General features: G+C 63.9%; 22 protein-coding genes. 19 read left to right on the forward strand and 3 right to left on the reverse strand.

Annotated features, from left to right (window positions below; all coding sequences use genetic code 11):
* Positions 1-178: 178 nt before the first annotated feature.
* Both HV675_RS22295 and map read right to left on the reverse strand, forming a co-directional pair.
* Positions 179-2,752 (reverse strand): [protein-PII] uridylyltransferase, encoded by a 2,574-nt coding sequence (locus tag HV675_RS22295; RefSeq protein WP_175113264.1) that lies wholly within the window; start codon positions 2,750-2,752, stop codon positions 179-181.
* A gap of 27 nt (positions 2,753-2,779) precedes the next feature.
* Positions 2,780-3,592, reverse strand: coding sequence for a type I methionyl aminopeptidase (gene map / locus HV675_RS22300; protein ID WP_175113265.1), 813 nt, complete (start codon positions 3,590-3,592; stop codon positions 2,780-2,782).
* A gap of 593 nt (positions 3,593-4,185) precedes the next feature.
* Between map and rpsB the strand changes: the two genes are divergently transcribed.
* The 16 genes from rpsB to HV675_RS22380 all read left to right on the forward strand — a co-directional run bounded on the left by rpsB (position 4,186) and on the right by HV675_RS22380 (position 20,894).
* Positions 4,186-4,941, forward strand: a complete 756-nt coding sequence (gene rpsB / locus HV675_RS22305) for a 30S ribosomal protein S2 (protein ID WP_175113266.1) — start codon at positions 4,186-4,188, stop codon at positions 4,939-4,941.
* 328 nt (positions 4,942-5,269) lie between these two features.
* Positions 5,270-6,151, forward strand: a complete 882-nt coding sequence (gene tsf / locus HV675_RS22310; protein WP_175113267.1) for a translation elongation factor Ts — start codon at positions 5,270-5,272, stop codon at positions 6,149-6,151.
* Positions 6,152-6,502: 351 nt separating this feature from the next.
* Complete coding sequence (gene pyrH, locus HV675_RS22315) at positions 6,503-7,216, forward strand: UMP kinase (protein ID WP_175113268.1); 714 nt, start codon at positions 6,503-6,505, stop codon at positions 7,214-7,216.
* A 99-nt stretch (positions 7,217-7,315) separates the two neighbouring features.
* The gene (gene frr, locus HV675_RS22320) at positions 7,316-7,876 is read left to right on the forward strand and encodes a ribosome recycling factor (RefSeq protein ID WP_175113269.1); all 561 of its coding nucleotides are present in this window, start codon (positions 7,316-7,318) and stop codon (positions 7,874-7,876) included.
* Between the two features lie 65 nt (positions 7,877-7,941).
* Positions 7,942-8,724 carry a polyprenyl diphosphate synthase gene (gene uppS, locus HV675_RS22325; RefSeq protein WP_175113270.1) on the forward strand — a complete coding sequence of 261 codons (783 nt, stop codon included), beginning with the start codon at positions 7,942-7,944 and terminating at the stop codon, positions 8,722-8,724.
* A complete protein-coding gene (locus HV675_RS22330) occupies positions 8,718-9,539 on the forward strand; it encodes a phosphatidate cytidylyltransferase (RefSeq protein ID WP_175113271.1) in 822 nt (273 codons plus the stop codon). The genes uppS and HV675_RS22330 overlap by 7 nt, the downstream gene beginning before the upstream one ends.
* Before the next feature lie 11 nt (positions 9,540-9,550).
* Positions 9,551-10,756, forward strand: coding sequence for a 1-deoxy-D-xylulose-5-phosphate reductoisomerase (locus HV675_RS22335; protein WP_175113272.1), 1,206 nt, complete (start codon positions 9,551-9,553; stop codon positions 10,754-10,756).
* A 7-nt stretch (positions 10,757-10,763) separates the two neighbouring features.
* Entirely contained in the window at positions 10,764-12,152 is a 1,389-nt protein-coding gene (gene rseP / locus HV675_RS22340) for an RIP metalloprotease RseP (RefSeq protein WP_175113273.1), read from the forward strand.
* Positions 12,153-12,216: 64 nt separating this feature from the next.
* Complete coding sequence (gene bamA, locus HV675_RS22345) at positions 12,217-14,529, forward strand: outer membrane protein assembly factor BamA (RefSeq protein WP_175113274.1); 2,313 nt, start codon at positions 12,217-12,219, stop codon at positions 14,527-14,529.
* A 34-nt stretch (positions 14,530-14,563) separates the two neighbouring features.
* Positions 14,564-15,106 carry an OmpH/Skp family outer membrane protein gene (locus HV675_RS22350; protein WP_175113275.1) on the forward strand — a complete coding sequence of 181 codons (543 nt, stop codon included), beginning with the start codon at positions 14,564-14,566 and terminating at the stop codon, positions 15,104-15,106.
* Positions 15,107-15,250: 144 nt separating this feature from the next.
* The gene (gene lpxD, locus HV675_RS22355) at positions 15,251-16,330 is read left to right on the forward strand and encodes a UDP-3-O-(3-hydroxymyristoyl)glucosamine N-acyltransferase (protein WP_175113276.1); all 1,080 of its coding nucleotides are present in this window, start codon (positions 15,251-15,253) and stop codon (positions 16,328-16,330) included.
* Between the two features lie 324 nt (positions 16,331-16,654).
* On the forward strand, positions 16,655-17,116 hold the full coding sequence (fabZ, locus tag HV675_RS22360; RefSeq protein ID WP_175113277.1) for a 3-hydroxyacyl-ACP dehydratase FabZ: 462 nt from the start codon (positions 16,655-16,657) through the stop codon (positions 17,114-17,116).
* 165 nt (positions 17,117-17,281) lie between these two features.
* Positions 17,282-18,070, forward strand: a complete 789-nt coding sequence (gene lpxA / locus HV675_RS22365; RefSeq protein ID WP_175113278.1) for an acyl-ACP--UDP-N-acetylglucosamine O-acyltransferase — start codon at positions 17,282-17,284, stop codon at positions 18,068-18,070.
* 5 nt (positions 18,071-18,075) lie between these two features.
* A complete protein-coding gene (gene lpxB / locus HV675_RS22370; RefSeq protein ID WP_175113279.1) occupies positions 18,076-19,242 on the forward strand; it encodes a lipid-A-disaccharide synthase in 1,167 nt (388 codons plus the stop codon).
* Positions 19,239-20,039, forward strand: a complete 801-nt coding sequence (gene rnhB / locus HV675_RS22375; RefSeq protein ID WP_175113280.1) for a ribonuclease HII — start codon at positions 19,239-19,241, stop codon at positions 20,037-20,039. The genes lpxB and rnhB overlap by 4 nt, the downstream gene beginning before the upstream one ends.
* Before the next feature lie 69 nt (positions 20,040-20,108).
* Entirely contained in the window at positions 20,109-20,894 is a 786-nt protein-coding gene (locus tag HV675_RS22380) for a TrmH family RNA methyltransferase (protein WP_175113281.1), read from the forward strand.
* A gap of 91 nt (positions 20,895-20,985) precedes the next feature.
* Here HV675_RS22380 and ppsR read toward each other — a convergent pair whose 3' ends face one another.
* Positions 20,986-21,801: a posphoenolpyruvate synthetase regulatory kinase/phosphorylase PpsR gene (ppsR, locus tag HV675_RS22385; RefSeq protein WP_175113282.1), complete on the reverse strand. Its 816-nt coding sequence runs from the start codon at positions 21,799-21,801 to the stop codon at positions 20,986-20,988.
* Between the two features lie 410 nt (positions 21,802-22,211).
* Between ppsR and ppsA the strand changes: the two genes are divergently transcribed.
* The 3 genes from ppsA (at position 22,212) to HV675_RS22400 (ending at position 26,286) form a co-directional block, all read left to right on the forward strand.
* Positions 22,212-24,617 carry a phosphoenolpyruvate synthase gene (gene ppsA, locus HV675_RS22390; protein ID WP_175113283.1) on the forward strand — a complete coding sequence of 802 codons (2,406 nt, stop codon included), beginning with the start codon at positions 22,212-22,214 and terminating at the stop codon, positions 24,615-24,617.
* 238 nt (positions 24,618-24,855) lie between these two features.
* A complete protein-coding gene (locus HV675_RS22395; protein ID WP_377700489.1) occupies positions 24,856-25,257 on the forward strand; it encodes an NfeD family protein in 402 nt (133 codons plus the stop codon).
* 102 nt (positions 25,258-25,359) lie between these two features.
* Positions 25,360-26,286 (forward strand): SPFH domain-containing protein, encoded by a 927-nt coding sequence (locus tag HV675_RS22400; protein ID WP_175113354.1) that lies wholly within the window; start codon positions 25,360-25,362, stop codon positions 26,284-26,286.
* Positions 26,287-26,363: the final 77 nt, after the last annotated feature.

The following is a 26,363-nucleotide window of genomic DNA, read 5'->3' on the forward strand; positions in this document are numbered from 1 at the left end:
CCTCCCGCACCCGCATTGCCCGTGGCGCGAGCAGGCGCCCCTGCCGGCTTACCCGGCGCCGATCGCACCGGCTTGCGCGCCACCGCGCTGCCGGATCGTACGGGCGCGCGCTCGGCCGAAGCCGGCCGCGGATGCTTCGCTGTTAGCTTTGTTCGCATAGAAAAAATTGAAACTGCGCTCACACTGCGATCGCGCGCAGCAATTCCGTTTCGACCTGAATCTGACGCCGGTTGTCGGAGAGGCCGTATCCATCGAGCAGGAACACGTCCTCGACGCGTTCGCCGAGCGTATTGATCCGCGCCGCATGGACGCCGACCCGGTGCTCGGCCAGCACGCGCGCGATCGAATAAAGAAGGCCTGGCCGGTCGTTGGCGGACACGGACAGGATGTAGTACTGGCCGCGATCGTCGGCCCGCAGGTCGACGCGCGGCGTGATCGGGAAGGTGCGCGACAGCCGCGACAGACGTCCCTTCGACGGCTCCGGCAGCGGACCGTCCGCGGCAAGCCGGATGGCGAGCTGCTGCTCGACGAGATTCGCGATGTCGCGATAGTGAACGTCCTGTTCGGTATGCGCAACGATAAAGTTATCGAGCGCGTAGCCGTGCTGCGTCGTGCTGACGCGCGCATCGAGCACCGACAGGCCGTTGCGGTCGAAATACGCGCAGATGCCGGCGAACAGGTCAGGGCGGTCCTTCACGTAGACCAGCACCTGCAGCGCCTCGCCGACCGGCGACGGCCGCGCGCGCACGATCGGCGTGGCGGTTTCCACGTGGCGGTACAGCACGCGCGTTTGCCATGCGATATCGGCCGCGTCGTGGCGCAGGAAATAACCGACGTCGAGCTTGTCCCACAACGCCTTGTGTGCGTAGTCGGGCACCGTCTCGAGCCGCAGCAGCGCGAGCGCTTCCTCCTTGCGCATCTTCAGTTCCGAATGCGTGTCGGGGCGCGCGCCGCCGAGCACGGACAGCGTCATCCGGTACAGGTCTTCGAGCAGCTTGCCTTTCCACGTGTTCCAGACCTTCGGGCTGGTGCCGCGGATGTCGGCGACCGTCAGCAGATAGAGCGCGGTGAGCCGCCGCTCATTGCCGACCAGCTCCGCAAAGCGCTTGATCACGTCGAGGTCGCTCGTGTCCTGCTTTTGCGCGACCTGGCTCATCGTCAGATGGTGCTCGACGAGCCACACGACGAGCGCGCTGTCGTCTTCCGGAATATCGTGCTCGCGGCAGAAGCGCCGCGCATCGGCCATGCCGAGCTTCGAGTGATCGCCGCCGCGGCCCTTCGCGATGTCGTGAAAGAGCGCCGCCACGTACAGCACCCAGGGCCGCTCGAAATTCGTGATCAGCTGGCTGCAGAACGGATACTCGTGCGCATGCTCGGCCATCGCGAAACGGCGCAGATTGCGCAGCACCATCAGGATGTGCTGGTCGACCGTGTACACGTGATACAGGTCGTGCTGCATCTGGCCGACGATGCGGCGGAAATTCAGCAGATAGCGGCCGAGCACGCTCGTCTGGTTCATCAGCCGGAATGCGTGTGTGATGCCGGCCGGCTGCTTCAGGATGTCCATGAAGAGCCGCCGGTTTTCGGGGTCGCGCCGCCAGTGCTGGTCCATCTTGTCGCGCGCGTTGTACAGCGCGCGCAGCGTGCGCGCCGACAGGCCCTTCACGCCGGGCGTTTCCTCGTAGAGCAGGAAGGCTTCGAGAATCGCGTTCGGATGACGTTCGAAGACGTCGTCGGCGGCAATTTCGAGCATGCCCTGCTTTTCGACGAAGCGCCCCGAAATGACGCGCGTGATGCCGCTCGTGTTCGGGAACAGTTGCGCTTCGATGTTCTGGATCAGGATGGTCGCGAGCTGCGTGACGGCCTTCGCGGCCCAGTAGTAGCGGCGCATCAGCTGTTCGCTCGCGCGCTTGGTCGCGGTGGCCTTGAAGCCGAAGCTTTCGGCAAGCGGCGTCTGCAGATCGAAGACGAGGATGTCCTGGCGCCGCCCGGCGAGGATGTGCAAACGCGCGCGCAGCGTCTTCAGAAAGCCTTCGTTGCGGCGCAGCTCGCGCGCCTCGCGCGACGTTATGAGCCCGCGCGCTTCGAGTTCGCGCCAGCTGCTGCCGAAGCCCGCGGCGCGCGTCACCCAGAGGATCAGTTGCAGGTCGCGCAGGCCGCCCGGGCTTTCCTTCAGGTTCGGTTCGAGCGAGTACGGCGTGTCCTGAAACTTCGCGTGCCGCTGGCGCATTTCCAGCACTTTCGCCTGGAAGAACGCACGCGGGTCGAGCGCATCCTGATAGCGCAGCGCGAAGCCTTCGAAGAGCGCGGTGCTGCCGCAAATGCGCCGCGCTTCGAGCAGCGACGTACGCACGGTCACGTCGTTGGCCGCTTCCTCGATGCACTGCGATACGCTGCGCACGCTGCTGCCGAGTTCAAGCCCGAGATCCCACGCGAGCCCGATGAACTTCTCGATGCACGCTTCGCTGCCGGGCATCGGTTCGTCGGGCAGCAGCACCAGAATGTCGATGTCCGAATGCGGCGCAAGCTCGCCGCGCCCGTAGCCGCCGACCGCGACCAGCGCGAACGACGCGGACAGCTCGCACGCGGACCACGCGTTCTTCAGCGCATCGTCGGTGATGCGCGCGAGCGCGTGCATCGGCGCGTCGACGTTGGTCGCCGTCTTGAAACGCTCCAGCAACGGGTGCTTGGCCAGCTTGTAGTCCGCCTTCAGGGACGTGGCTTCGGGCAAGGCGGCTGGAACGCTACTCATAGGCGGGTGCAAAGATGGAGGAGGCGATCAGGCGGTCGCGGCCGCGACGATCTGCGGGCGCTCGGGGGTGCCGGCCGACACCGTCAGGACTTCGTAGCCGGCGGGCGTGACGAGAATCGTATGCTCCCATTGCGCGGAGAGGCTGCGATCCTTCGTTTTGACGGTCCACTGGTCGGGCATCGTGCGAATGTCGCGGCGGCCGGCGTTGATCATCGGCTCGATGGTGAAGATCATGCCGGCTTCGAGTTCGATGCCGGTGCCGGGGCGCCCGTAATGCAGCACCTGCGGCTCGTCATGGAACACCGTGCCGATGCCGTGCCCGCAGTATTCGCGCACGACGCTGTAACCTTGCGCTTCCGCGTGCTTCTGAATGGCGTGGCCGATGTCGCCGAGATGGGCGCCCGCGCGCACCTGCTCGATGCCGAGCCACATGCATTCGTAAGTGGTCTGCACGAGGCGCTTCGCGAGAATCGATCCTTCACCGACGATGAACATCCGGCTCGTATCGCCGAAAAAGCCGTTCTTGATCACGGTGACGTCGATATTCAGCGTATCGCCGTTTTTCAACACCTTGTCGCCCGGGATGCCGTGACAGATCACGTCGTTGACCGACGTGCAGACCGATTTCGGATACGGCGGGTAGCCCGGCGGCTGATAGTTGAGCGGGGCGGGCACCGTGCCTTGCACGTTCACCATATATTCGTGGCACAGGCGATCGAGCTCGCCCGTCGTGACGCCGGCCTGGACGAACGGCGTGATGTAGTCGAGCACTTCGCTTGCGAGCCGGCCGGCGACGCGCATCTGCTCGATGTCCTGTGCGTTTCTGAGCGTAATAGCCATGAATGGGGCCTTCGGGTAGGGCCGCTGGGTCTAGCTTTGGAAGTTTGACCGGCAGATTGGGCCTGAGATGCGGATTTATCGGCGAATTATCGCACCATCTTCCCGCCGCCGCAGGCTTTTGCAAGCTCGGCGGGGCATTTTGCGCGGGTTGTGCGGCGAGTTGTGCGGCGGGTCGTACCGCGGGGTGGACTGGCTTGCCGCCTGTTTCTGCGCGCTTTTGACTCAGGTTGCCGCAGGTTCGCATACGCTCGGGCGAGTTGAGTCATGCAATAGTCGCGTGCTATAATCTTCGGCTAAGTCGCTCGTCAACTTCTGGTTTCGCCGTCGCTGCAAAAAGCGGCTTGTAACAACAAGCACGAACAAGCAACGAACAGCAGGCCAGCGAGGCAAATCAGGCAGGCGGCTTTATTCGCAAGCCGGCGCACCCAGGGTGTTCGCGGCGTCAGGTTTTTTCCCAGGTTCGCATACGGTGCGGTGCTGAATGCAGGCAGTCAACGCATGCACGAGGTGCGCAGCAGCGCCGCCAACCAGGAAAGAGACCGCGCCAGGAATACAGCAGCCGGCTTAAGACCCAACCCTAGCGGAGTTTTTTCATGGCAACGACCATGCGTCAAATGCTGGAAGCCGGTGTCCACTTCGGTCACCAGACGCGCTTCTGGAACCCCAAGATGGCCCCGTTCATCTTCGGCCATCGCAACAAGATTCACATCATCAACCTCGAAAAGACGCTGCCGATGTACAACGACGCACTGAAGTACGTGCGTCAACTGGCAGCGAATCGCGGCACGATCCTGTTCGTCGGCACCAAGCGCCAGTCGCGCGACACGATCGCGGAAGAGGCACAGCGCGCCGGCATGCCGTTCGTGAACGCACGCTGGCTCGGCGGCATGCTGACCAACTTCAAGACGCTGAAGGTATCGATCAAGCGCCTGAAGGACATGGAAACGGCAGTCGAGGCGGGTGAGCTCGAGAAGATGAGCAAGAAGGAAGCGCTGCTGTTCGAACGCGAAATCGCGAAGCTGCAGAAGTCGATCGGCGGCGTGAAGGACATGGGCGGCATTCCGGACGCGATCTTCGTGGTCGACGTCGGCTATCACAAGATTGCCGTTACCGAAGCGAACAAGCTGGGCGTGCCGGTGATCGCCGTGGTCGATACGAACCACTCGCCGGAAGGCATCGATTACGTGATCCCGGGCAACGACGACGCGAGCAAGGCGGTGACGCTGTACGCGCAAGGCGTGGCTGATGCGATCCTCGAAGGCCGTGCGAATGCGGTCAACGAAGTCGTGCAGGCCGCCCGCGGCGGTGACGACGGCGACGAGTTCGTCGAGGTCAACGGGGAGGCGTAACACAACCCCGGGTCCGGCAAAAAAGGGGGCTTGCTAGAGGCCCCCTTTTTTTAAGCCCAAGCCACCCGGCTGTGACCGCCTTGCGCTGCGCCACAATGCGCGCCGGGGCGGCAAAACGGGTGGCCTGCGCGAGGCCGGTCGCAAATGAGGCGACCGGCGGGCAACAAGCAGGCAGCAGGCAGGCAACGAGCAGGCAGACGGCGCGGCGCGCACAGGTCACAGCGACCCGCGGTGTGCGCCGGCGAAACGGATCGGCGTCGGCGGCAGCGCGGCTCGCAGTGCGAACCGCGGCCGGCGGCGCACTCAGGACAGACTCAAGGAGCGAATGATGGCGGCAATTACCGCAAGCATGGTTGCAGAACTGCGCGCGAAGACCGATGCGCCGATGATGGAATGCAAGAAGGCGCTGACCGAAGCCGACGGCGACATGGCGCGCGCGGAAGAACTGCTGCGCGTGAAGCTCGGCAACAAGGCCAGCAAGGCCGCCTCGCGCGTGACGGCTGAAGGCGTGATCGCGTCGTTTATCGGCGGCAACGCGGGCGCGATCGTCGAACTGAACTGCGAAACCGACTTCGTCTCGAAGAACGACGATTTCAACGCGTTCTCGAAGCAGGTCGCGGAACTGGTCGCCACGCAGAACCCGGCTGACGTCGCGGCGCTGTCGGCGCTGCCGCTGAACGGCCAGACGGTCGACGCGGTGCGCCTCGCGCTGGTCGGCAAGATCGGCGAAAACCTGTCGATTCGCCGCTTCGCGCGCTTCGCCACCGCCAACCAGCTGGTGAGCTACCTGCACGGCACGCGCATCGGCGTGCTCGTCGAGTACACGGGCGGCGACGAGCAGGTCGGCAAGGACGTCGCGATGCATATCGCCGCGATGAAGCCGGTTTCGCTGTCGTCCAGCGACGTGCCGGCCGATCTGATCGCGAAGGAGCGCAGCATCGCCGAACAGAAGGCGGCCGAATCGGGCAAGCCGGCCGAGATCGTCGCGAAGATGGTCGACGGCAGCGTGCAGAAGTATCTGAAGGAAGTGTCGCTGCTGAACCAGCCGTTCGTGAAGAACGACAAGCAGACGATCGAGCAGATGCTCAAGGCGGCGAACACCAGCGTGCAGCAATTCGCGCTGTTTGTGGTCGGCGAGGGCATCGAGAAGCGTCAGGATGACTTCGCGGCCGAAGTGGCTGCGCAGGTCGCTGCTGCAAAGCAGCAATAAGCGCTAAGGTAGCACCCGAAGTCGAGGCATCAGGGTAGCGGGCGGGTAGCGGGCAGGCAGCGGCTGGGTAGCAGACGGTTGCAGTTTTTACGTTTTATCCGCTCGAATCTGCCTGTAACCTGCTTCACCGTTGTACCCGCGGCGGCGTAGTATTTCGCCGCGGCCGGCAGTGCCGCCGGGTGGCCCGGCGCAAGGCGTTCCGTTGCGGCGGGGTGGGCTGCGGGTTGCGACGCAGCCCGAGTCCCGTCGAGGGCCTCGCCCATGGCCCGAGAATTTGGCGGCGCTTGCCCGAACCAGCATTTCACCCCTACAGTTCCACGTTGTTGTCTACTGCGCGATCTGGATATCTCTATGCCCACTGCCTACAAACGCGTCCTCCTGAAACTCTCCGGTGAAGCCCTGATGGGCGACGATGCCTTCGGCATCAATCGCGCGACGATCGAAAGAATGGTGGCGGACGTGGCCGAGGTCGTGCGGCTGGGTACGCAACTGGCCGTCGTGATCGGCGGCGGCAATATTTTCCGCGGTGTCGCGGGCGGCGCGGCCGGCATGGACCGCGCGACCGCCGACTACATGGGGATGCTCGCGACCATGATGAACGCGCTCGCGCTGCAGGACGCGATGCGCCATGCGGGCATCGAGGCGCGCGTGCAATCGGCGCTGCGCATGGATCAGGTGGTCGAACCTTACATCCGGCCGCGCGCGATCCGTCAGCTCGAAGAGGGCAAGGTCGTCGTGTTCGCGGCCGGCACCGGCAACCCGTTCTTCACGACCGATACGGCCGCTGCATTGCGCGGCTCGGAAGTGGGCGCGGAAGTCGTGCTGAAGGCCACCAAGGTGGACGGCGTCTATTCGGCCGATCCGCGCAAGGACCCGACGGCCACGCGCTACACGACGATCAGCTTCGACGAGGCCATCGGCCGCAACCTGCAGGTGATGGACGCGACCGCGTTCGCGCTGTGCCGCGACCAGAAGCTGCCGATCCGCGTGTTTTCGATCGTGAAGCCGGGCGCGCTCAAACGCATCGTGCAAGGCGAAGACGAAGGCACGCTCGTGCACGTGTAAACTCTTTGTCATATCAGTTGGGCTCGAGCGCGAGCCTCGGGCCGCGGCTATCCGCCTGCTGGCCGGCTCGCATCGTTTTGAAGGTTCGGAGGTTTAATCATGTCTGTGGCTGACACCAAAAAGGGCGTTGAACAGAAAATGCAGCGCTCGATCGACGCGTTCAAGAACGATCTGTCGAAGATCCGCACCGGGCGTGCGCACACGGGGCTGCTCGATCACATCCAGGTCGACTATTACGGCTCGCCCGTGCCGATTTCGCAGGTCGCGAACCTGACGCTCGTCGACGCACGCACGATCGGCGTGCAGCCGTGGGAAAAGAAGATGGTCACGGTGGTCGAGAAAGCCATTCGCGAATCGGACCTGGGCCTGAACCCGGCCGCCCAGGGCGATCTGATCCGCGTGCCGATGCCGGCGCTGACCGAAGAACGCCGCCGCGAGCTCACCAAGGTCGTGAAGAGCGAAGGCGAAACGGCGAAGGTTGCAGTGCGCAATCTGCGCCGCGATGCAAACGAGCAGCTGAAAAAGCTCGTCAAGGACAAAGAAATTTCCGAAGACGAAGAGCGCCGCGCCGGTGACGACGTGCAGAAGCTGACGGATAAATTCGTCGCGGAAATCGACAAGCTCGTGCAGACCAAAGAAGCCGAGATCATGACGGTCTGATGCCGCACGGCATCCGCGCCTTCAAGTCTTTACTTCTTTATTTGCAGAGTCACTTCCCGACGGCCATGACCTATACCAGTTCAACCGTTCTCGTACCTGATGTCTCGGCTGTGCCGCGTCACATCGCGATCATCATGGACGGCAACGGCCGTTGGGCGACGCAGCGCCGGCTGCCGCGCGTGGCCGGCCATTCGCGCGGCGTCGACGCGGTGCGTGCGACCGTCGAGGCATGCGCGCGGCGCGGCGTCGAATACCTGACGCTATTCGCGTTCAGTTCGGAAAACTGGCGGCGTCCGGAAGACGAAGTGTCGTTTCTGATGCGCCTGTTCGTCACGGCGCTCGAGCGCGAGGTCGGCAAGCTGCATGCGAACGGCATCAGGCTGCGCGTGGTCGGCGACCTGTCGGCATTCGACCGGCGCATCCAGGATCTGATCCGTCGCGCGGAAACCAAGACTGCGCGCAATACGCGGCTCACGCTGACCATTGCCGCGAACTACGGCGGCCGCTGGGACATCATGCAGGCCACGCGCAAGCTGGTCGATCAGTCGGTGCTCGCGGGGCGCCCCGTCGACATCAGCGAGGAAGCGTTTAGCGAGCATCTCGCGATGGCGTATGCACCGGAGCCGGACCTCTTTATCCGCACCGGCGGCGAGCAGCGCGTCAGCAACTTCCTGCTGTGGCAGCTCGCGTACACCGAGTTCTATTTCACCGACACGTTCTGGCCGGATTTCGATGCCGACGCGCTCGGCCATGCGATCGCGTCGTATGCCGACCGGGAGCGGCGCTTCGGTCGCACCAGCGCGCAACTCGAGCCGCAGTCCCAGAACGCCGACTCGCTTTCATGCTAAAGACCCGTGTCATCACGGCGATCGTTCTGCTGGCGGTGTTCTTGCCGGTCACGCTGTATGCGCCGATCGGTGCATTCGGCGCGCTGATCGCGTTCGTGGTCGTATTCGCGGCGTGGGAGTGGGCGCGTCTTCTGAAGCTGAACGGCGCGGGGCCGATCGTCTACGCAATCGTCGCGGCGCTGGCGCTGGTTGCGAGCACGAAGCTCGGTGTCGGTTTGGTTGCGCCGCGGCCGCTGTTCGAGGCGGCGGCGATCTTCTGGGTGCTGGTCGGTCCGTTCGTGCTGATACGCAGACCGGTGCTGGCCGCGGGCGGCTGGCGCGTGTTTCTGCTGGCGGCGGGCATTGCGGTGTTCGCGGCCTGCTGGCACGCGCTGGTGGCCGCGCGCATGAACGGCGTCGCATTCGTGCTTTCCCTGTTGCTGGTGGTGTGGCTGGCCGATATCGGCGCATACTTCGCCGGTAAGGCGTTTGGAAAGCATAAGCTTGCGCCGGCGATCAGCCCGGGCAAGACCTGGGAGGGGGCGATCGGCGGCTGGCTTGCGGTGATCGTCGTGGCGCTCGTCGCGGCGCTGACCCGCGCATTCGAGCCGACCCTGTTTTTTACGCTGCTGGAACGCCTCGGTTCCGTGCGCGCGCTGATTGCGCTGACGCTGCTCGTCGCGTTCAGCGTGGTCGGCGATCTGTTCGAGTCGATGTTGAAACGCCAGGCCGGCGTCAAGGATTCGAGCAACCTGCTGCCCGGCCACGGCGGCGTGCTCGATCGCATCGATGCGCTGTTGCCCGTGCTGCCGCTTGCGATGCTGCTGCTCGGCTAGAGAAAAGAGAGATGAAGAAACGATTGACCTTGCTCGGTTCCACGGGCTCGATTGGAGACAGCACGCTCGACGTGGTGGCGCGGCATCCTGAGCGCTTCTCGGTCTACGCGCTGAGCGCGCATCGCAACGGCGACAAGCTTGCCGATCAATGCCTGCGCTTTCAACCGGAAGTCGCCGTGGTCGGCGACGCCGCGACCGCGCAGCAGGTGGCGGACAAGCTGCGCGCGGCGGGTTGCAAAACCGAGGTGCTGCACGGGCCGCAGGCGCTTGTCGACGTCTCGGCGAGCGACGGCTGCGACACCGTGGTCGCGGCGATCGTCGGCGCGGCCGGTCTTGCGCCGAGCCTTGCCGCCGCACGCGCCGGCAAGCGCATTCTGCTCGCGAACAAGGAAGCGCTGGTAATGTCCGGCGCGATCTTCATGAACGCGGTGCGAGACCACGGCGCGATCCTGCTGCCGGTCGACAGCGAACACAATGCGATCTTCCAGTGCCTGCCGCGCGAAGCGGCGCTGCACGGCGGCGTGTCGAAAATCATTCTGACCGCGTCGGGCGGGCCGTTCCGCACGCGCGAGCCCGCCAGCCTCGCCGACGTGACGCCGGAAGAGGCCTGCAAGCATCCGAACTGGGTGATGGGCCGCAAGATCTCGGTCGACTCGGCGACGATGATGAACAAGGGCCTCGAGGTGATCGAAGCGCATTGGCTGTTCGGCCTTGCCGGCGACCGTATCGACGTGCTGATCCATCCGCAGAGCGTGATTCACTCGCTCGTGTCGTACGCGGACGGGTCGGTGCTCGCGCAGCTGGGCAACCCTGATATGCGGACGCCGATCGCGCACGCGCTCGCGTTTCCGGAGCGTGTCGATTCGGGCGTGGCCCAGCTCGATCTCGCGCAGATCGCGTCGCTGTCATTCGAGAAACCCGATTACACGCGCTTCCCGTGTCTTGCGCTCGCCATGAAAGCGCTCGCTGCAGGCGGCGTGGCCAGCGCAGCGCTCAATGCGGCCAATGAAGTGGCCGTCGACGCATTTCTTGCGCGCCGCATCCGTTTTACGGCGATTGCGCAGATCGTCGATGCGGTATTGAACGCGCTGCCGAATCGCGATGCGGCGAGCCTCGACGACGTGATCGAAGCGGATGCCGCGGCGCGGCGCGCGGCGGCGTCGATCGTCGACAGGCTGCCGGCGCAAGCGCAGCGCGCGGAGCGCGCCATCCAGTGAGGCGTTTATGAATCTGCTGACCGAAGTGCTCGCCTTCGTGGTTGCGATCGGCGTGCTGGTGGTCGTACACGAGTACGGCCACTATAGCGTCGCGCGTCTGTGCGGCGTGAAGGTGCTGCGTTTTTCGATCGGTTTCGGCAAACCGCTCGTGCAGTGGGTCAGCAGGAAAACGGGCACGCAGTGGACGATCGCGATGCTGCCGCTCGGCGGCTACGTGAAAATGCTCGATGAGCGCGAAGAGGGCGCGCGCATTCCCGACAGCGAACTGCCCTATGCGTTCAACCGCCAGTCGGTCGCGAAGCGCTTCGCGATCGTCGCGGCCGGCCCGATTGCGAACTTCCTGCTGGCCATCGTGCTGTTCGCCGCGGTGTTCGCGACCGGCGTCACCGAGCCGGCGGCCATCGTCGCCGCGCCGGCGATGAACACCGCCGCCGCGCACGCGGGTTTCGAAGGCGGCGAAACGGTCACCGCGGTCCGCGATGCGAGCGGCGGCGAAACCGAACCGGTGCGGTCGTGGTCGGACTTGCGCTGGAAGCTGCTCGGCGCGGCATTCGATCATCGCGGCATCGTGCTGACCGCGACCGACCGGAACGGCACGTTCGAATTTCCGCTGAACCTCGACGGTCTGTCCGACAAGGAAGTCGATGACAATTTCATGTCGCGCCTCGGCTTCGAGCCGGGCGGCGGCGCGTTGTCGGTGGCGGGCGTGCAGGCGGGCAGCGCGGCGCAACGCGCGGGTCTCGCGGCAGGCGACCGGCTGCGCGCGGTCGACGGCCATCCGGCCGACAACGCGACGACCTTCATCAACTACGTCAAGTCGCATGCGGGCAAGCCGATCGTGCTGCAAATCGAGCGCGGCGCAAGCGGTTCGCAAGCGGGCACGTTGCACACGATTACCCTTGTTCCGGCCGTGCAGCGCGACGAGGCGACCGGCGAAAATATCGGCCGCATCGGCGCGGAACTCGCGACCCATGTGCCGTCGATCGACGTGCGCTACGGCCCGTTCGAGAGCCTGCGGCTCGGTGCGAATCGCACGTGGGAGCTGGGCGTTTATTCGATCCGGATGTTCGGCCGCATGATTGTCGGCGAAGCGTCGCTGAAGAATCTGTCGGGCCCCGTGACGATTGCCGACTACGCCGGCAAGAGCGCGAGGCTCGGACCATCAGCATTCCTGTCATTCCTCGCGCTTGTCAGCATTAGCCTCGGCGTTCTCAACCTTTTACCAATTCCGGTATTGGACGGGGGGCATCTGTTATATTATTTGGTTGAAGCGGTTACCGGCAAAGCCGTATCCGATCGCTGGCAGCTGGTTCTTCAAAGAGCGGGACTTGCCTGCATCGTCGCCCTGTCGGCGATTGCGCTTTTCAACGATCTTGCTCGTTTAATCCATTTTTAAAGGTGTCAGGCGGCGTTCGCGACGACCGTCGGACCTGATGCAGCTATAACACTGGGGAAGCACGTTGTTCAAACCTCATCGCTTTGTTCCTAAATCAGTTGTAGCGGCGACATTCGCCGCGTATGGGCTGGTTGCCCACGCAACGACACCTTTTGTGGTGCAAGACATTCGGATCGAGGGTTTGCAACGGGTCGAACCGGGTACGGTGTTCTCGTACCTGCCGATCAAGCAGGGCGACACGTTCACCGACGATAAAGCCTCCGAAGCCATCCGCGCGCTGTACGCCACCGGCTTTTTCAACGATGTCAAGATTGCGACCGAAGGCAACGTCGTGATCGTCCAGGTAATCGAACGCCCGGCAATCGGCACGATCGATTTCGCCGGCATTCACGAATTCGAAAAGGACAACCTGACCAAGGCGCTGCGCTCGGTCGGCCTGTCGCAAGGCCGGTACTACGACAAGGCGCTGGTCGACAAGGCCGAGCAGGAACTGAAGCGCCAGTACCTGACGCGCGGTTTCTATGCGGCGGAGGTGACCACCACGGTCACGCCGATCGACCGTAACCGCGTCGGGCTGCTGTTCTCGGTGGTCGAAGGCCCGAGCGCGAAGATCCGCCAGATCAACTTTATCGGCAACAAGGCGTTCAGCACCGGCACGCTGCGCGACGAAATGCAGCTGTCGACGCCGAACTGGTTTTCCTGGTACACGAAGAACGATCTCTATTCGAAGGAAAAGCTCACCGGCGACCTCGAAAACGTGCGTTCGTACTACCTGAATCGCGGCTATCTCGAGTTCAACATCGAGTCGACCCAGGTGTCGATCACGCCCGACAAGAAGGACATGTACCTGACGATCACGCTGCACGAGGGCGAGCCGTACACGATTTCGAGCATCAAGCTCGCGGGCAATCTGCTCGATCGCGAGGCGGAGCTCACCAAGCTGATCAAGATCAAACCGGGCGAGCGTTTCTCGGCTGAGAAACTGCAGTCCACCACCAAGGCGATCGTCGACAAGCTCGGCGAATACGGTTATGCGTTTGCCACGGTGAACGCACTGCCGCAGATCGACCAGGAGCACCATAAGGTCGACCTCACGCTGCAGGTGGACCCGAGCCGCCGCGTGTACGTGCGCCGCATCAACGTGGTCGGCAACACGCGTACGCGCGACGAAGTGGTGCGCCGCGAAATGCGCCAGCTCGAAAGCTCGTGGTTCGATTCGAACCGGCTCGCGCTGTCGAAGGACCGCATCAACCGTCTCGGCTACTTCACCGATGTCGATGTGACGACGGTGCCGGTCGAAGGCACGCCCGACCAGGTCGACGTCGATGTGAAAGTGACCGAGAAACCGACCGGCGCGATCACGCTCGGTGCGGGCTTCTCGTCGACGGACAAGGTGGTGCTGTCCGCCGGCGTGTCGCAGGACAACGTGTTCGGCTCCGGCACCAGCCTGTCGGTGAACGTGAATACCGCGAAGACGTACCGCACGCTGACGGTCACGCAGGTCGACCCGTACTTCACGGTCGATGGCATCAAGCGGATCACGGACGTCTACTACCGCACGTACGAACCGCTCTTCTATTCGACCGATTCGAGCTTCCGGATCGTCACCGTGGGCGGCGACCTGAAGTTCGGCATTCCGTTCTCGGAAGTGGACACGGTGTTCTTCGGCGTGGGCTTCGAGCAGAACACGCTCGACGTCGACGCGAACACGCCGCAGACCTACAAGAACTACGTGCAGGACTTCGGCCGCGTGTCGAACAACGTGCCGCTCACGGTCGGCTGGTCGCGCGACGCGCGTGACAGCGCGCTGGTGCCGAGCCGCGGTTACTTCACGCAGGCGAACGCGGAATACGGCACGCCGATCGGCGGCACGCAGTACTACAAGGCCGACTTGCAGGCGCAGTACTATTACTCGTTTTCGCGCGGCTTCGTGCTCGGCTTCAACGTGCAGGGCGGCTACGGCAACGGTATCGGCAATCCGTTCCCGATCTTCAAGAACTACTACGCCGGCGGTATCGGGTCGGTGCGCGGCTATGAGCCGAGCTCGCTGGGTCCGCGCGATACGACCACCAACGATCCGGTCGGCGGTAACAAGATGTTCGTCGGCAATATCGAGTTGACGTTCCCGCTGCCGGGTACCGGTTACGACCGCACGCTGCGCGTGTTCACGTTCCTCGATGCCGGTAACGTGTGGGGCGACCCGCGCCAGGGCGGCGACACGACGGTCGGCTCGAACGGCCTGCGTTATGGTTACGGTGTCGGTCTCGCATGGATTTCGCCGATCGGGCCGCTCAAGCTGAGCTTGGGCTTCCCGGTACAGAAGCACGCTGGCGACCAGTATCAGAAGTTCCAGTTCCAGATCGGGACGGCCTTCTGATCGGACGAACGGCGAACCTTACAGTATCGAGAGGATGACTTTGCTAACCGGTATGATTTCGAAACGTGTGGCATGTGCACTGGCGCTGGCCGTGACCCTCGGGGCGGGCCTCGTGCACGCCGCGCAGGCACAGGAGGCGCGCATTGCGGCGGTCAATTCGGACCGTATCCTGCGCGAGTCGTCGGCGGCGAAGGCGGCCCAGGCGAAGCTCGAAGCCGAGTTCGCGAAGCGCGACAAGGATCTGCAGGACATGGCGCAGCGTCTGAAGTCGCTGTCCGATTCGCTCGACAAGAACGGCCCGTCGATGTCGCCGGGCGACCGCGCGCAGAAGCAGCGCGACCTGTCGCAGCTCGACAGCGACTTCCAGCGCAAGCAGCGCGAATTCCGCGAAGATCTGAACCAGCGCCGCAATGAAGAGCTTGCCGCGGTGCTCGATCGCGCGAACAAGGTCATCAAGCAGATTGCCGAGCAGCAGCATTACGACCTGATCGTGCAGGAAGCGGTGTACGTGAGCCCGCGTATCGATATTACCGACCAGGTGCTGAAGGCGCTGGCCGCACCGAACAATACGAACTAGACGCAAACCGGACGCACCCGGGACAACAGCGCAACCACGCAGCACGAGTAGCAAGCGAGCAGCAAGCCGGTATCGAAGCGTCTCATTCCGATACCCCGATAAGCGCCAACCTGGGCGCTAAACGAAATCAGGAGCAGGTCACGCATGGCTTTTACGCTCGAGGAGATCGCCAGCCGCTTCGGCGGCGACATCATCGGAGACCGCACGCAGCGCGTCAGCAACCTGGCGCCGCTGGATCAGGCCGGCCCGGAACATCTGGCGTTCCTCGCGAACCCGAAGTACCTGTCGCAGGTCGATACCACCCAGGCAGGGGCGGTGCTGATCAACGCGGACGACCTCGCAAAACTCGCGTCGCCCGATGGACGTAACTTCATCGTCACGCCGAATCCGTACGCTTACTTCGCGCGCGTCGCGCAGGCGTTTATCGATCTCGCGGCGCCGAAGGCCGTGCCCGGCGTACACCCGAGCGCACACGTCGACGCGTCCGCGCAGATCGCGCCAAGCGCGGTGATCGGGCCGAATGTCACGGTCGAAGCCGGCGCGGTAATAGGCGAAAACGTGCGTCTCGATGCGAACGTGTTTATCGGCCGCGGTACGCGCATCGGCGCCGGGTCGCATCTGTACCCGAATGTGGCCGTGTACCACGGCTGCGCCCTCGGCGAGCGCGCGATCGTGCATGCCGGCGCGGTGATCGGGTCGGACGGTTTCGGCTTCGCGCCGGATTTCGTCGGTGAAGGCGACGCACGCACCGGCAGCTGGGTAAAAATTCCGCAGGTCGGCGGGGTGACGATCGGCCCGGACGTGGAGATCGGCGCGAATACGACCATCGATCGCGGTGCGATGGCGGACACCGTGATCGAGGAATGCGTGAAAATCGATAACCTCGTGCAAATCGCGCACAATTGCCGGATCGGCGCGTATACGGTGATCGCGGGGTGTGCGGGTATCGCGGGCAGCACCACGATCGGCAAGCATTGTATGATCGGCGGCGCGGTCGGCATTGCGGGTCACGTGACGCTCGGCGATTACGTGATCATCACCGCGAAGTCGGGCGTATCGAAGTCGCTGCTGAAGCCCGGTCTGTACACCAGCGCGTTTCCAGCGGTCGAGCATGCGGAGTGGAACAAAAGCGCCGCGTTGCTGCGCAATCTCGACAAGCTGCGCGACCGGATCAAGGCGCTCGAAGCCGCGGCGGCATCCCGGGCGGGTGCGGACAAGGCGTGACGCGGCCGACGGCAGGCAGCGGCCGCTGCTTCTGTCAGCCACGCGTGCAGTAAAAGCGTACGGATAGTGGGCGACCAGCAGGCAACATCCAGCAGGGAACAATCCGGTAGCAGGGAACGACCGGTAGCAAAAAACGAACAGGAAGGGAACAGAAACACATCATCCAGAAGCGCTCGCCGTTACCGCTTGAAAGCGGCACGGATCGAGGGCGCCGCCGCAATTACCGGCGTGGCGCGACGCGTAGCCGGCGGCGGCACGTAACCTGTTCACCCGCACGAGCATCCGCAGTCATCGTCGCGCCATTGATGCGTGAGCCGAAATACCATGAGTACCGAAAAAATCAACCTCGACATTCACAAGATTCTGACGCTGCTGCCGCACCGCTATCCGATCCTGCTGGTCGATCGGGTGGTCGAGCTCGAGCCGCATAAAGCGATCAAGGCGCTGAAGAATGTCACGATCAACGAGCCGTACTTCATGGGGCACTTTCCGAAGCGCCCGGTGATGCCCGGCGTGCTGATTCTCGAAGCGCTCGCGCAGACCGCTGCGCTATTGACCTTCGCGGAAGAGCCGCACGATCCGGACAATACGCTGTATCTGTTCGTCGGTATCGACAACGCGCGCTTCAAGCGCGTCGTCGAACCGGGCGATCAGCTGATTCTGAATGTGACGTTCGAGCGCCATATGCGCGGCATCTGGAAGTTCAAGGCGCGCGCCGAAGTCGACGGCGCGGTGGCCGCGGAAGCGGACTTGATGTGCGCGGTGCGCACGTCGGACGAGGGCTGACGGCGCCGCCGCCGATCGCTGTCGATAGACAGGGCGGCCGGCGACCGGCCGCCGCGCAGGACGGCCGCAGACGAACGACACAGCGATTTCGACGATCGCCATCGACGCGGCACATCGCGCATCGGCGGCATCGCGAAACGCAAACTGAAATACAAGCGAGGGCGCATGAGCAGGATTCATCCCACTGCGATCATCGAACCAGGTGCGCAACTTGACGACACGGTCGAGATCGGCCCGTACGCGATCGTCGGCGCACACGTGACGATCGGCGCGCGGACCACGATCGGTTCGCATAGCGTGATCGAAGGTCATACGACGCTCGGCGAGGACAACCGGATCGGCCACTTCGCATCGATCGGCGGCCGGCCGCAGGACATGAAGTACAAGGGCGAGCCGACCAGGCTCGCGATCGGCCATCGCAATACGATTCGCGAGTTCACGACGATCCACACCGGCACGGTGCAGGATACCGGTGTCACGACGCTTGGCGACGACAACTGGATCATGGCCTACGTGCACGTCGGTCACGACTGCCAGATTGGCGACAACGTGATTCTGTCGAGCAATGCGCAGATGGCCGGGCACGTGATCATCGGCGACCATGCGATTATCGGCGGCATGTCGGGCGTGCATCAGTTCGTGCGGATCGGCGCGCATTCGATGCTCGGCGGCGCGTCGGCGCTCGTGCAGGATGTTCCGCCGTTTGTGATTGCCGCGGGCAACAAGGCCGAGCCGCACGGCATCAACGTCGAAGGTCTGCGCCGGCGCGGCTTTTCGGCCGATGCGATTTCGGCGTTGCGCTCCGCCTATCGGCTGCTGTACAAGAACGGCCTGTCGCTCGAAGAGGCGAAGGTGCAGTTGCGCGAGCTGGCATCGGCCGGCGGCGACGGCGACGAAGCGGTGCGCGCGTTCGCCGACTTCGTCGATTCGTCGCAGCGCGGCATCATCCGCTAACGCGCATGTCGCTGCACTCCAGTCAGCCGCGTCTTGCGATGGTCGCCGGCGAACCGTCCGGCGACATTCTCGGCGCGGCGCTGCTCGACGGCCTCGCGGCCCGGCTGCCCGCCGTGCGCAGCTACGGTATCGGCGGCCCGCGCATGATCGCGCACGGCTTCGATGCGCACTTTCCGATGGACAAGCTGACCGTGCGCGGCTACGTCGAAGCGCTGCGGCATATTCCGGAAATTCTCGGCATTCGCAACGAGCTCAAACGCCAGCTGCTTGCGGACCCGCCCGACGCGTTCGTCGGCATCGACGCACCCGACTTCAATTTCGGCCTCGAACATGCGCTGCGCGAGGCCGGCATCCCGACCGTGCATCTCGTCTGCCCGTCGATCTGGGCGTGGCGCGGCGGCCGCATCCGGAAGATCGCGAAGGCGGTCGACCATATGCTGTGCGTGTTTCCGTTCGAGAAGCCGCTGCTCGAAAAGGCCGGGGTCGCGGCGACCTACGTCGGCCATCCGCTCGCCGACCAGATTCCGCTCGAACCGGATATGGCCGGCGCGCGCGCGACGCTCGGCCTGCCCGCAAGCGGCCCTGTGATCGCGGTGTTGCCGGGCAGCCGCCGCTCGGAAATCGACCTGATCGGCCCGACGTTCTTCGATGCGATGGTGCTGATGCAGCAACGCGAGCCCGACGTGCGCTTCGTGATGCCGGCTGCGACGCCGGCGCTGCGCGAACAGCTGAAGCCGCTCGTCGACGCGCGCCCGCACCTCGCACTGACGCTGACCGACGGCCACGCGCAACTCGCGATGACCGCCGCCGACGCGCTGCTCGTCAAAAGCGGCACCGTGACGCTCGAAGCGGCGCTGCTGAAAAAGCCGATGGTGATTTCGTACAAGGTGCCGTGGCTGACTGGCGAAATCATGCGCCGGCAAGGCTATCTGCCGTATGTCGGGTTGCCGAATATCCTGGCGGGGCGCTTTGTCGTGCCCGAAATCCTGCAGCATTTCGCAACGCCCGAAGCGCTCGCCGATGCGACGCTGACCCAGTTGCGCGACGACGCAAACCGGCGCACGCTGACGGAAATTTTCACCGAAATGCATCATGTGCTGAAGCAGAACACCGCGCAGCGGGCGGCCGAAGCCGTCGCGCAGGTCGTCGAATCGCGCAAGGGGCGGGCATGAGCGATACACCGTCGTCGCGTCGCACGAAGGCGGCCGCCGTCAGGACGGTCAGGAAAGCCGGAACGCCGACTGCCCAGGCAGCGGCCGGCGTGCAACCGGGGCTCGACTTCGAGTCGCCGCTCGATATCATTTGCGGCGTCGACGAGGCGGGGCGCGGGCCGCTCGCCGGACCGGTCGTCGCAGCCGCGGTGATTCTCGATCCGAAGCGGCGCATTCGCGGCCTCGACGATTCCAAAGTACTGAACGCGAAGACGCGCGAAGCGCTGTACGACAAGATCGTCGAACGCTCGCTCGCGTGGAGTGTCGCGTCGGCGTCGGTCGAAGAGATCGATACGCTGAATATTTTGCACGCGACGATGCTCGCGATGAAACGCGCGGTCGAAGGGTTGTCGATCGTGCCGACGCTGGCGAAGATCGACGGCAATCGCTGCCCGACGCTGAGTGTGCGCAGCGAGGCGATTATCAGCGGCGATGCGCTGGTGCCGTGCATTTCGGCCGCGTCGATTATCGCGAAGGTCACGCGCGACCGGATGCTGCTCGAACTGCATCAGATGTTCCCGGTGTACGGGTTCAATGCGCACGCGGGCTACGGCACGCCGCAACACCTGCTCGCGCTGCGCGAACATGGGCCTTGCGCACATCATCGGCGCTCGTTCGCACCGGTGCGCGAAGCGCATCTGCGGCTCGGGCTGGGCGCCGAAGGTCTGCCGTCGGAGATCGTCGTGGTCGACCCGCCGGCGTTCAGCGGCGATGCGCTCGACGATGCGACGCTCGATCTCGATCGCCCGCCGTTCTGATCCGGCTCGCCTCACGTGACATTCCCGACGTGAACCCTGACGCGAAATCCCCGCCGTGAAATGCCAGCCGTGAAATCCATCACCTCGCGCGACAATCCGCTCTATAAACGGCTGAAAACGCTCGCGGGTTCGACGCATCAGCAGCGCCGCAGCGCGCATGCGCTGCTCGAAGGCTTTCATCTGGCGAGCGCCTATCTCGATACCGCCGGACAGCCGGAAACCTGTGTGGTGACCGAAGGCGCGTTGCGTCACGATGAAGCGCAGGCGATCGTCGCGCGCATCGACGCGGCGCGTATTGTCACGCTGCCCGACGCGCTGTTCGGGCAATTGTCGAACGTGGTGAACGGCGTCGGCATGCTGCTGCTGGTTGAGCGGCCCGCGGTGCCGCTGCCCGAGCGTGTCACGCAAAGCTGCGTGGTGCTCGACGGCGTGCAGGACGCGGGCAATGTCGGGTCGATTTTGCGCAGCGCGGCCGCGGCGGGCATCGGCGATGTGTTCTGCGCGCCCGGCACCGCGTATGCATGGTCGTCGAAGGTGCTGCGCTCGGCGATGGGCGCGCATTTTCTGCTGCGCGTTCATGAGGATGTCGAGCCGCATGCGTTGATCGAGCGGCTCGCGGCGCCGGTCGCGATCACCGACTCGCATGGCGCGCAGGCGCTCTACGATTGCGATCTGTCCGGCCCGCTCGCGTGGGTGTTCGGCAACGAAGGCGCGGGCGTGTCGCAGGCGTGGCGCGACGCGGTCACGCATCGGGTCACGATTCCGCAGCCGGGCGGGATGGAGTCGTTGAATGTTGCCGCTGCGGCTGCGGTGTGTCTGTTCGAACAATGCCGGCAGCAGCGCGGGCGCACATGATATTGGCGACCGCCTCCGGGCAATAAACGACAGGCGCGCCGCGCAAGCACGCCGACCGGTCAAGCCATCAATAAAGCCATCAATAAAGCCATCAATACGAAGGTCGGTCGATCCTGATTTCCTGCAGGATCGTGGTCGCGATTTCCTCGATCGACTTGTGCGTCGACGACAGCCACTTGACCCCTTCGCGCCGCATCATCGCTTCCGCTTCGTTGATTTCGTAGCGGCAACTCTCCAGCGACGCATACTTGCTGCCCGGCCGACGTTCATTGCGAATTTCGGCGAGGCGTTGCGGGTCGATCGATAGCCCGAACATCTTTTCGCGGTGCGAGAGCAGCGGCGTCGGCAGCTTGCCGCGCTCGAAATCTTCGGGAATCAGCGGGTAGTTCGCGGCTTTCACGCCGTATTGCATCGCGAGGTAAAGGCTGGTCGGCGTCTTGCCGCTGCGCGACACGCCGACCAGAATCACATCGGCCTCGGCGAGATTGCGGTTCGACTGTCCGTCGTCGTGCGCGAGCGAGAAGTTGATCGCCTCGATGCGGTTCTTGTATTCCTCGGTGTCGGCGTTCTGGTGCCCGCGGCCCATCGCGTGACTCGACTTCAGTTCGAGCTCCTGCTCGAGCGGCTCGACGAAGGTCTGGAACATGTCGAGCACAAGCGCGTCCGAGTCCTTCACGATCTGGTTCGACGCACTGTTCACGAGCGTGGTGAAGACGATCGGGCGGCGGCCTTCCTGGCGGCCCGCTTCGTTGATCTTCTCGAGCGTCGCGTACGCTTTTTCGGTCGAATCGACGAACGGCACACGCACGAGCCGGAATTTCTGGTCGAACTGGGAGAGGATCGAATGCGCGAAGGTTTCGGCAGTGATCCCGGTACCGTCGGAAACGATGAATACGGTGGGCGGCATCAGTCTGGAAGGGAACGTGAGCGGCGCGAACCACTCGAATTAAATGCACGAACTCCATGCGCGAAGCGAGCGCGGCGCACCGGCCCCGAGCGCAGGGTGTACCGCGCAAACGCCCGCCGGCCGGGCTTCTGCGCGATTTCGCCTGCTTTTTGCAACGCATTTCGCACCGTGCTTCGCGCCATTGTTGGCCGACCGGCACATTTCGGGGAATCGGCACGGTAGAATAGCGGCAACCTGTTGGATAAGCAATTGCAGGCAAACCGAAGGCCATCGCAAGCCTGGCTTCGCTGAGGCCCGCTGGCGATTGCTTCTCCAACAGGTTGCGCAAGACGCGCGAACGCTTCTTATGAGCGCCGCGCGTGAGAGCCCACTTGCGCAATCGAGCATTTCTTCCACTCTTAGGGGCTTGTATGACTAACGCAGTTAACGTCGCAAAGGATAAGGCGTATGTAGTTCCGTTCGAACAGTTGCGCATGACCGACGTGGAGATCGTCGGCGGCAAGAATGCATCGCTTGGCGAGATGATCAGTCAGCTCGCCGAAGCGGGTGTGCAGGTGCCGACCGGTTTCGCCACCACCGCGCTCGCATTCCGCGACTTTCTGCATCACAACACGCTGACCGAACGCATTGCGCAACGTCTCGAAACGCTCGATGTCGACGACGTGAAGGCGCTTGCCGCCGCGGGCAAGGAAATCCGTCAATGGATCGTCGACGCGCCGCTGCAGCAGCGCCTCGAACAGGAAATCCGCGCCGCGTTCGAGACGCTCTCGAAAAGCTCGCCCGAGGAACTGTCGTTCGCGGTGCGCTCGTCCGCCACGGCCGAAGACCTGCCGGACGCATCGTTCGCGGGCCAGCAGGAAAGCTACCTGAACGTGGTCGGCATCGAAGACGTGCTCGACCGGATGAAGCACGTGTTCGCGTCGCTGTACAACGACCGTGCCATTTCGTATCGCGTGCACAAGGGCTTCACGCATGCTGAAGTCGCGCTGTCGGCGGGCGTGCAACGGATGGTGCGCTCGGACGTCGGCGCGGCCGGCGTGATGTTTACGCTCGATACCGAATCCGGCTTCAAGGACGCGGTGTTCATCACGTCGAGCTACGGTCTGGGCGAAACGGTCGTGCAGGGCGCGGTGAATCCGGACGAGTTCTACGTGTTCAAGACCACGCTCGCGCAGGGCAAGTACCCGATCATCCGCCGCTCGATCGGCTCGAAGCTGATCAAGATGGAATTCACGAAGGCCGGCGAAGAAGGCCGCGTGAAGACCGTCGATGTGACGCCCGAGCAGCGCAACCGCTACTCGATTACCGACGAAGACGTGATCCAGCTCGCGAAGTACGCGGTGATCATCGAGCAGCACTACCAGCGCCCGATGGACATCGAGTGGGGCAAGGACGGCCGCGACGGCAAGATCTTCATCCTGCAGGCACGGCCGGAGACGGTGAAGAGCCAGGCCGGCAACAAGTCCGAACAGCGCTTCAAGCTGAAGGGCCAGTCGCAGGTGCTCGCCACTGGCCGCGCGATCGGCCAGAAGGTCGGCGCGGGTCCGGTGCGCGTCATTCACGATCCGTCGGAAATGGAGCGTGTGCAGCCGGGCGACGTGCTGGTCGCCGACATGACCGACCCGAACTGGGAGCCGGTGATGAAGCGCGCGTCGGCGATCGTCACGAATCGCGGCGGCCGTACCTGCCACGCGGCGATCATCGCGCGTGAGCTTGGCGTGCCGGCGGTGGTCGGCTGCGGCGACGCGACCGACGTGCTGAAGGAAGGCGCGCTCGTCACCGTGTCGTGCGCGGAAGGCGACGAAGGGCGTATCTACGACGGCCTGCTCGAAACCGAAATCACCGAAGTGCAGCGCGGTGAGCTGCCGCCGATTTCGACGAAGATCACGATGAACGTCGGCAATCCGCAACTCGCGTTCGACTTCTCGCAGTTGCCGAACGCGGGCGTCGGTCTTGCGCGCCTGGAATTCATCATCAATAACAACATCGGCGTGCACCCGAAGGCGATTCTCGAGTACCCGAACGTCGATCAGGACCTGAAGAAGGCGGTCGAGAGCGTCGCGCGCGGCCACGCGTCGCCGCGTGCGTTCTACGTCGACAAGCTGACCGAAGGCATCGCGACGATCGCCGCCGCGTTCTATCCGAAGCCGGTTATCGTGCGTCTGTCCGACTTCAAGTCGAACGAGTACAAGAAGCTGATCGGCGGTTCGCGTTATGAGCCGGATGAGGAAAATCCGATGCTCGGCTTCCGTGGCGCATCGCGGTATATCGCCGACGACTTCGCGCTCGCGTTCGAGATGGAATGCGCGGCGTTGAAACGGGTGCGCGAAGAAATGGGCCTCGGCAACGTGGAGGTGATGGTGCCGTTCGTGCGTACGCTGAAGCAGGCGGAGCGCGTAATCGGGCTGCTCGCGAAGTTCGGCCTGAAGCGCGGCGAGAACGGCCTCAGGCTGATCATGATGTGCGAAGTGCCGTCGAACGCGATTCTTGCCGACGAGTTTCTCGAGCACTTCGACGGCTTCTCAATCGGCTCGAACGATCTCACGCAGCTGACGCTCGGCCTCGATCGCGATTCGGGCATGGAGTTGCTCGCGGCCGACTTCGACGAACGCGACCCGGCGGTCAAGTTCATGTTGAAGCGCGCCGTCGATGCGTGCTTGCGTGCGAACAAGTACGTCGGCATTTGCGGTCAGGGTCCGTCGGATCATCCGGATTTCGCGCTGTGGCTGACTGAAATCGGCATCGGGTCGATGTCGCTGAATCCGGACACGATCATCGATACGTGGCAGGCGCTCGCGAAAGCGCAGGCGAAGTAAGCGCAATGCATCGTTTGAGCGGCGTGTCGGTGTGAGCGCCGCTCGAACATTGCCTGAGAACGCTGCCTGAGCACCACTCGAACGCTCGATTCGACGCCAAATCGTTCCAGAGTCGCGCCGCATTCGTGCTATAAAACACCCCGGATAGTCCGGGGTGTTTTACTTTGGGGAGACCGAAGTGTCACTAACAGGCGTGTTCTGGTGGATCGGCGCGGGCGTGCTGATCGTGCTCGAACTGATGGTCGGCACGTTCTATCTGCTGATGATCGCGCTCGGCTTTGTCGCCGCCGCGCTCGCGCGTCTCGCGGGTGCGCCGTTGCCGGCGCAATTCGCGGTGGCGGCGGGTGTCGCGCTGGTTGCGGTGACAATCTTGCGGCGCTCGCGTTTTGGCCGCCGCAAGCGCGTGGACGCGGCGCAGGATCCGGACGTCAATCTCGACATCGGCGCGACGCTCACGGTGCCCGAGTGGCACGAGCGCCGGGCCCGCACGCAGTACCGCGGCGCGGCGTGGGACGTCGAACTCGCGCCGGGCGAGCCGGAGGATGCGCGTCTGTACCAGGTGTCCGCGTTGCGCGGCAGTTGCCTCGTCGTGGTTGCGAGCCGCCACGCCGCGGGCGCCTCGGGCACGGCGAAAACCTGACGGGCAACCGGTTGTCGCGTAGCGATGCAAGCCGGGCCGAACCGGACGCATCACGAACTGAACCGATCACGGACTGGAACAATCATGGACCCAGGGGGCAATATGGAATCGACGATCTTCGCGGTCGTGCTTCTGATCATCGTCATCGTGCTGGTGGGCAAAACGATCAAGATCGTGCCGCAGCAGCACGCGTGGATTCTCGAGCGGCTCGGCCGCTATCACGCGACGCTGACGCCCGGCGCGACCTTCGTGGTGCCGTTTATCGATCGCATCGCGTACAAGCATGTGCTGAAGGAGATTCCGCTCGATGTGCCGAGCCAGGTTTGCATCACGCGCGACAACACGCAATTGCAGGTGGACGGCGTGCTGTACTTTCAGGTGACCGACCCGATGAAAGCGTCATACGGATCGAGCAATTTCGTTTTTGCGATCACGCAGCTGTCGCAGACCACGCTGCGCTCGGTGATCGGCAAGCTCGAACTCGACAAGACCTTCGAGGAGCGCGACTACATCAATCACAGCATCGTGTCGGCGCTTGACGAAGCGGCGTCGAACTGGGGCGTGAAGGTGCTGCGATATGAAATCAAGGATCTGACGCCGCCGAAGGAAATTTTGCACGCGATGCAGCAGCAGATCACCGCGGAGCGCGAAAAGCGTGCGCTGATTGCCGCGTCAGAAGGTCGCAAGCAGGAGCAGATCAATATCGCATCGGGCGGCCGCGAAGCGGCGATTCAAAAATCCGAAGGCGAGCGGCAGGCGGCGATCAATCAGGCGCAAGGGCAGGCGGCCGCGATTCTCGCGGTGGCCGAAGCGAATGCACAGGCAATTCAGAAAATCGCCGCGGCGATCCAGTCGACGGGCGGCATGGAGGCGGTGAACCTGAAGGTGGCCGAGCAATATGTGAATGCGTTCGCGAATCTGGCAAAGCAGGGCAATACGCTGATCGTACCGGGCAATTTCGCGGAGATGAGCTCGATGATCGCGTCGGCGTTGACGATCGTGAAACCGCAGAAGGGCGCGAACGCCTGAGTTTTCGGCGCGTGCTGACCGGTTTTCATTCAGGCTTTGAGATCAGGCGCGCGCGGGGCGTCCGCCTCAGCTGCGCG

This window comes from Paraburkholderia solisilvae, from assembly GCF_902859875.1.
Taxonomy (GTDB): domain Bacteria; phylum Pseudomonadota; class Gammaproteobacteria; order Burkholderiales; family Burkholderiaceae; genus Paraburkholderia; species Paraburkholderia solisilvae.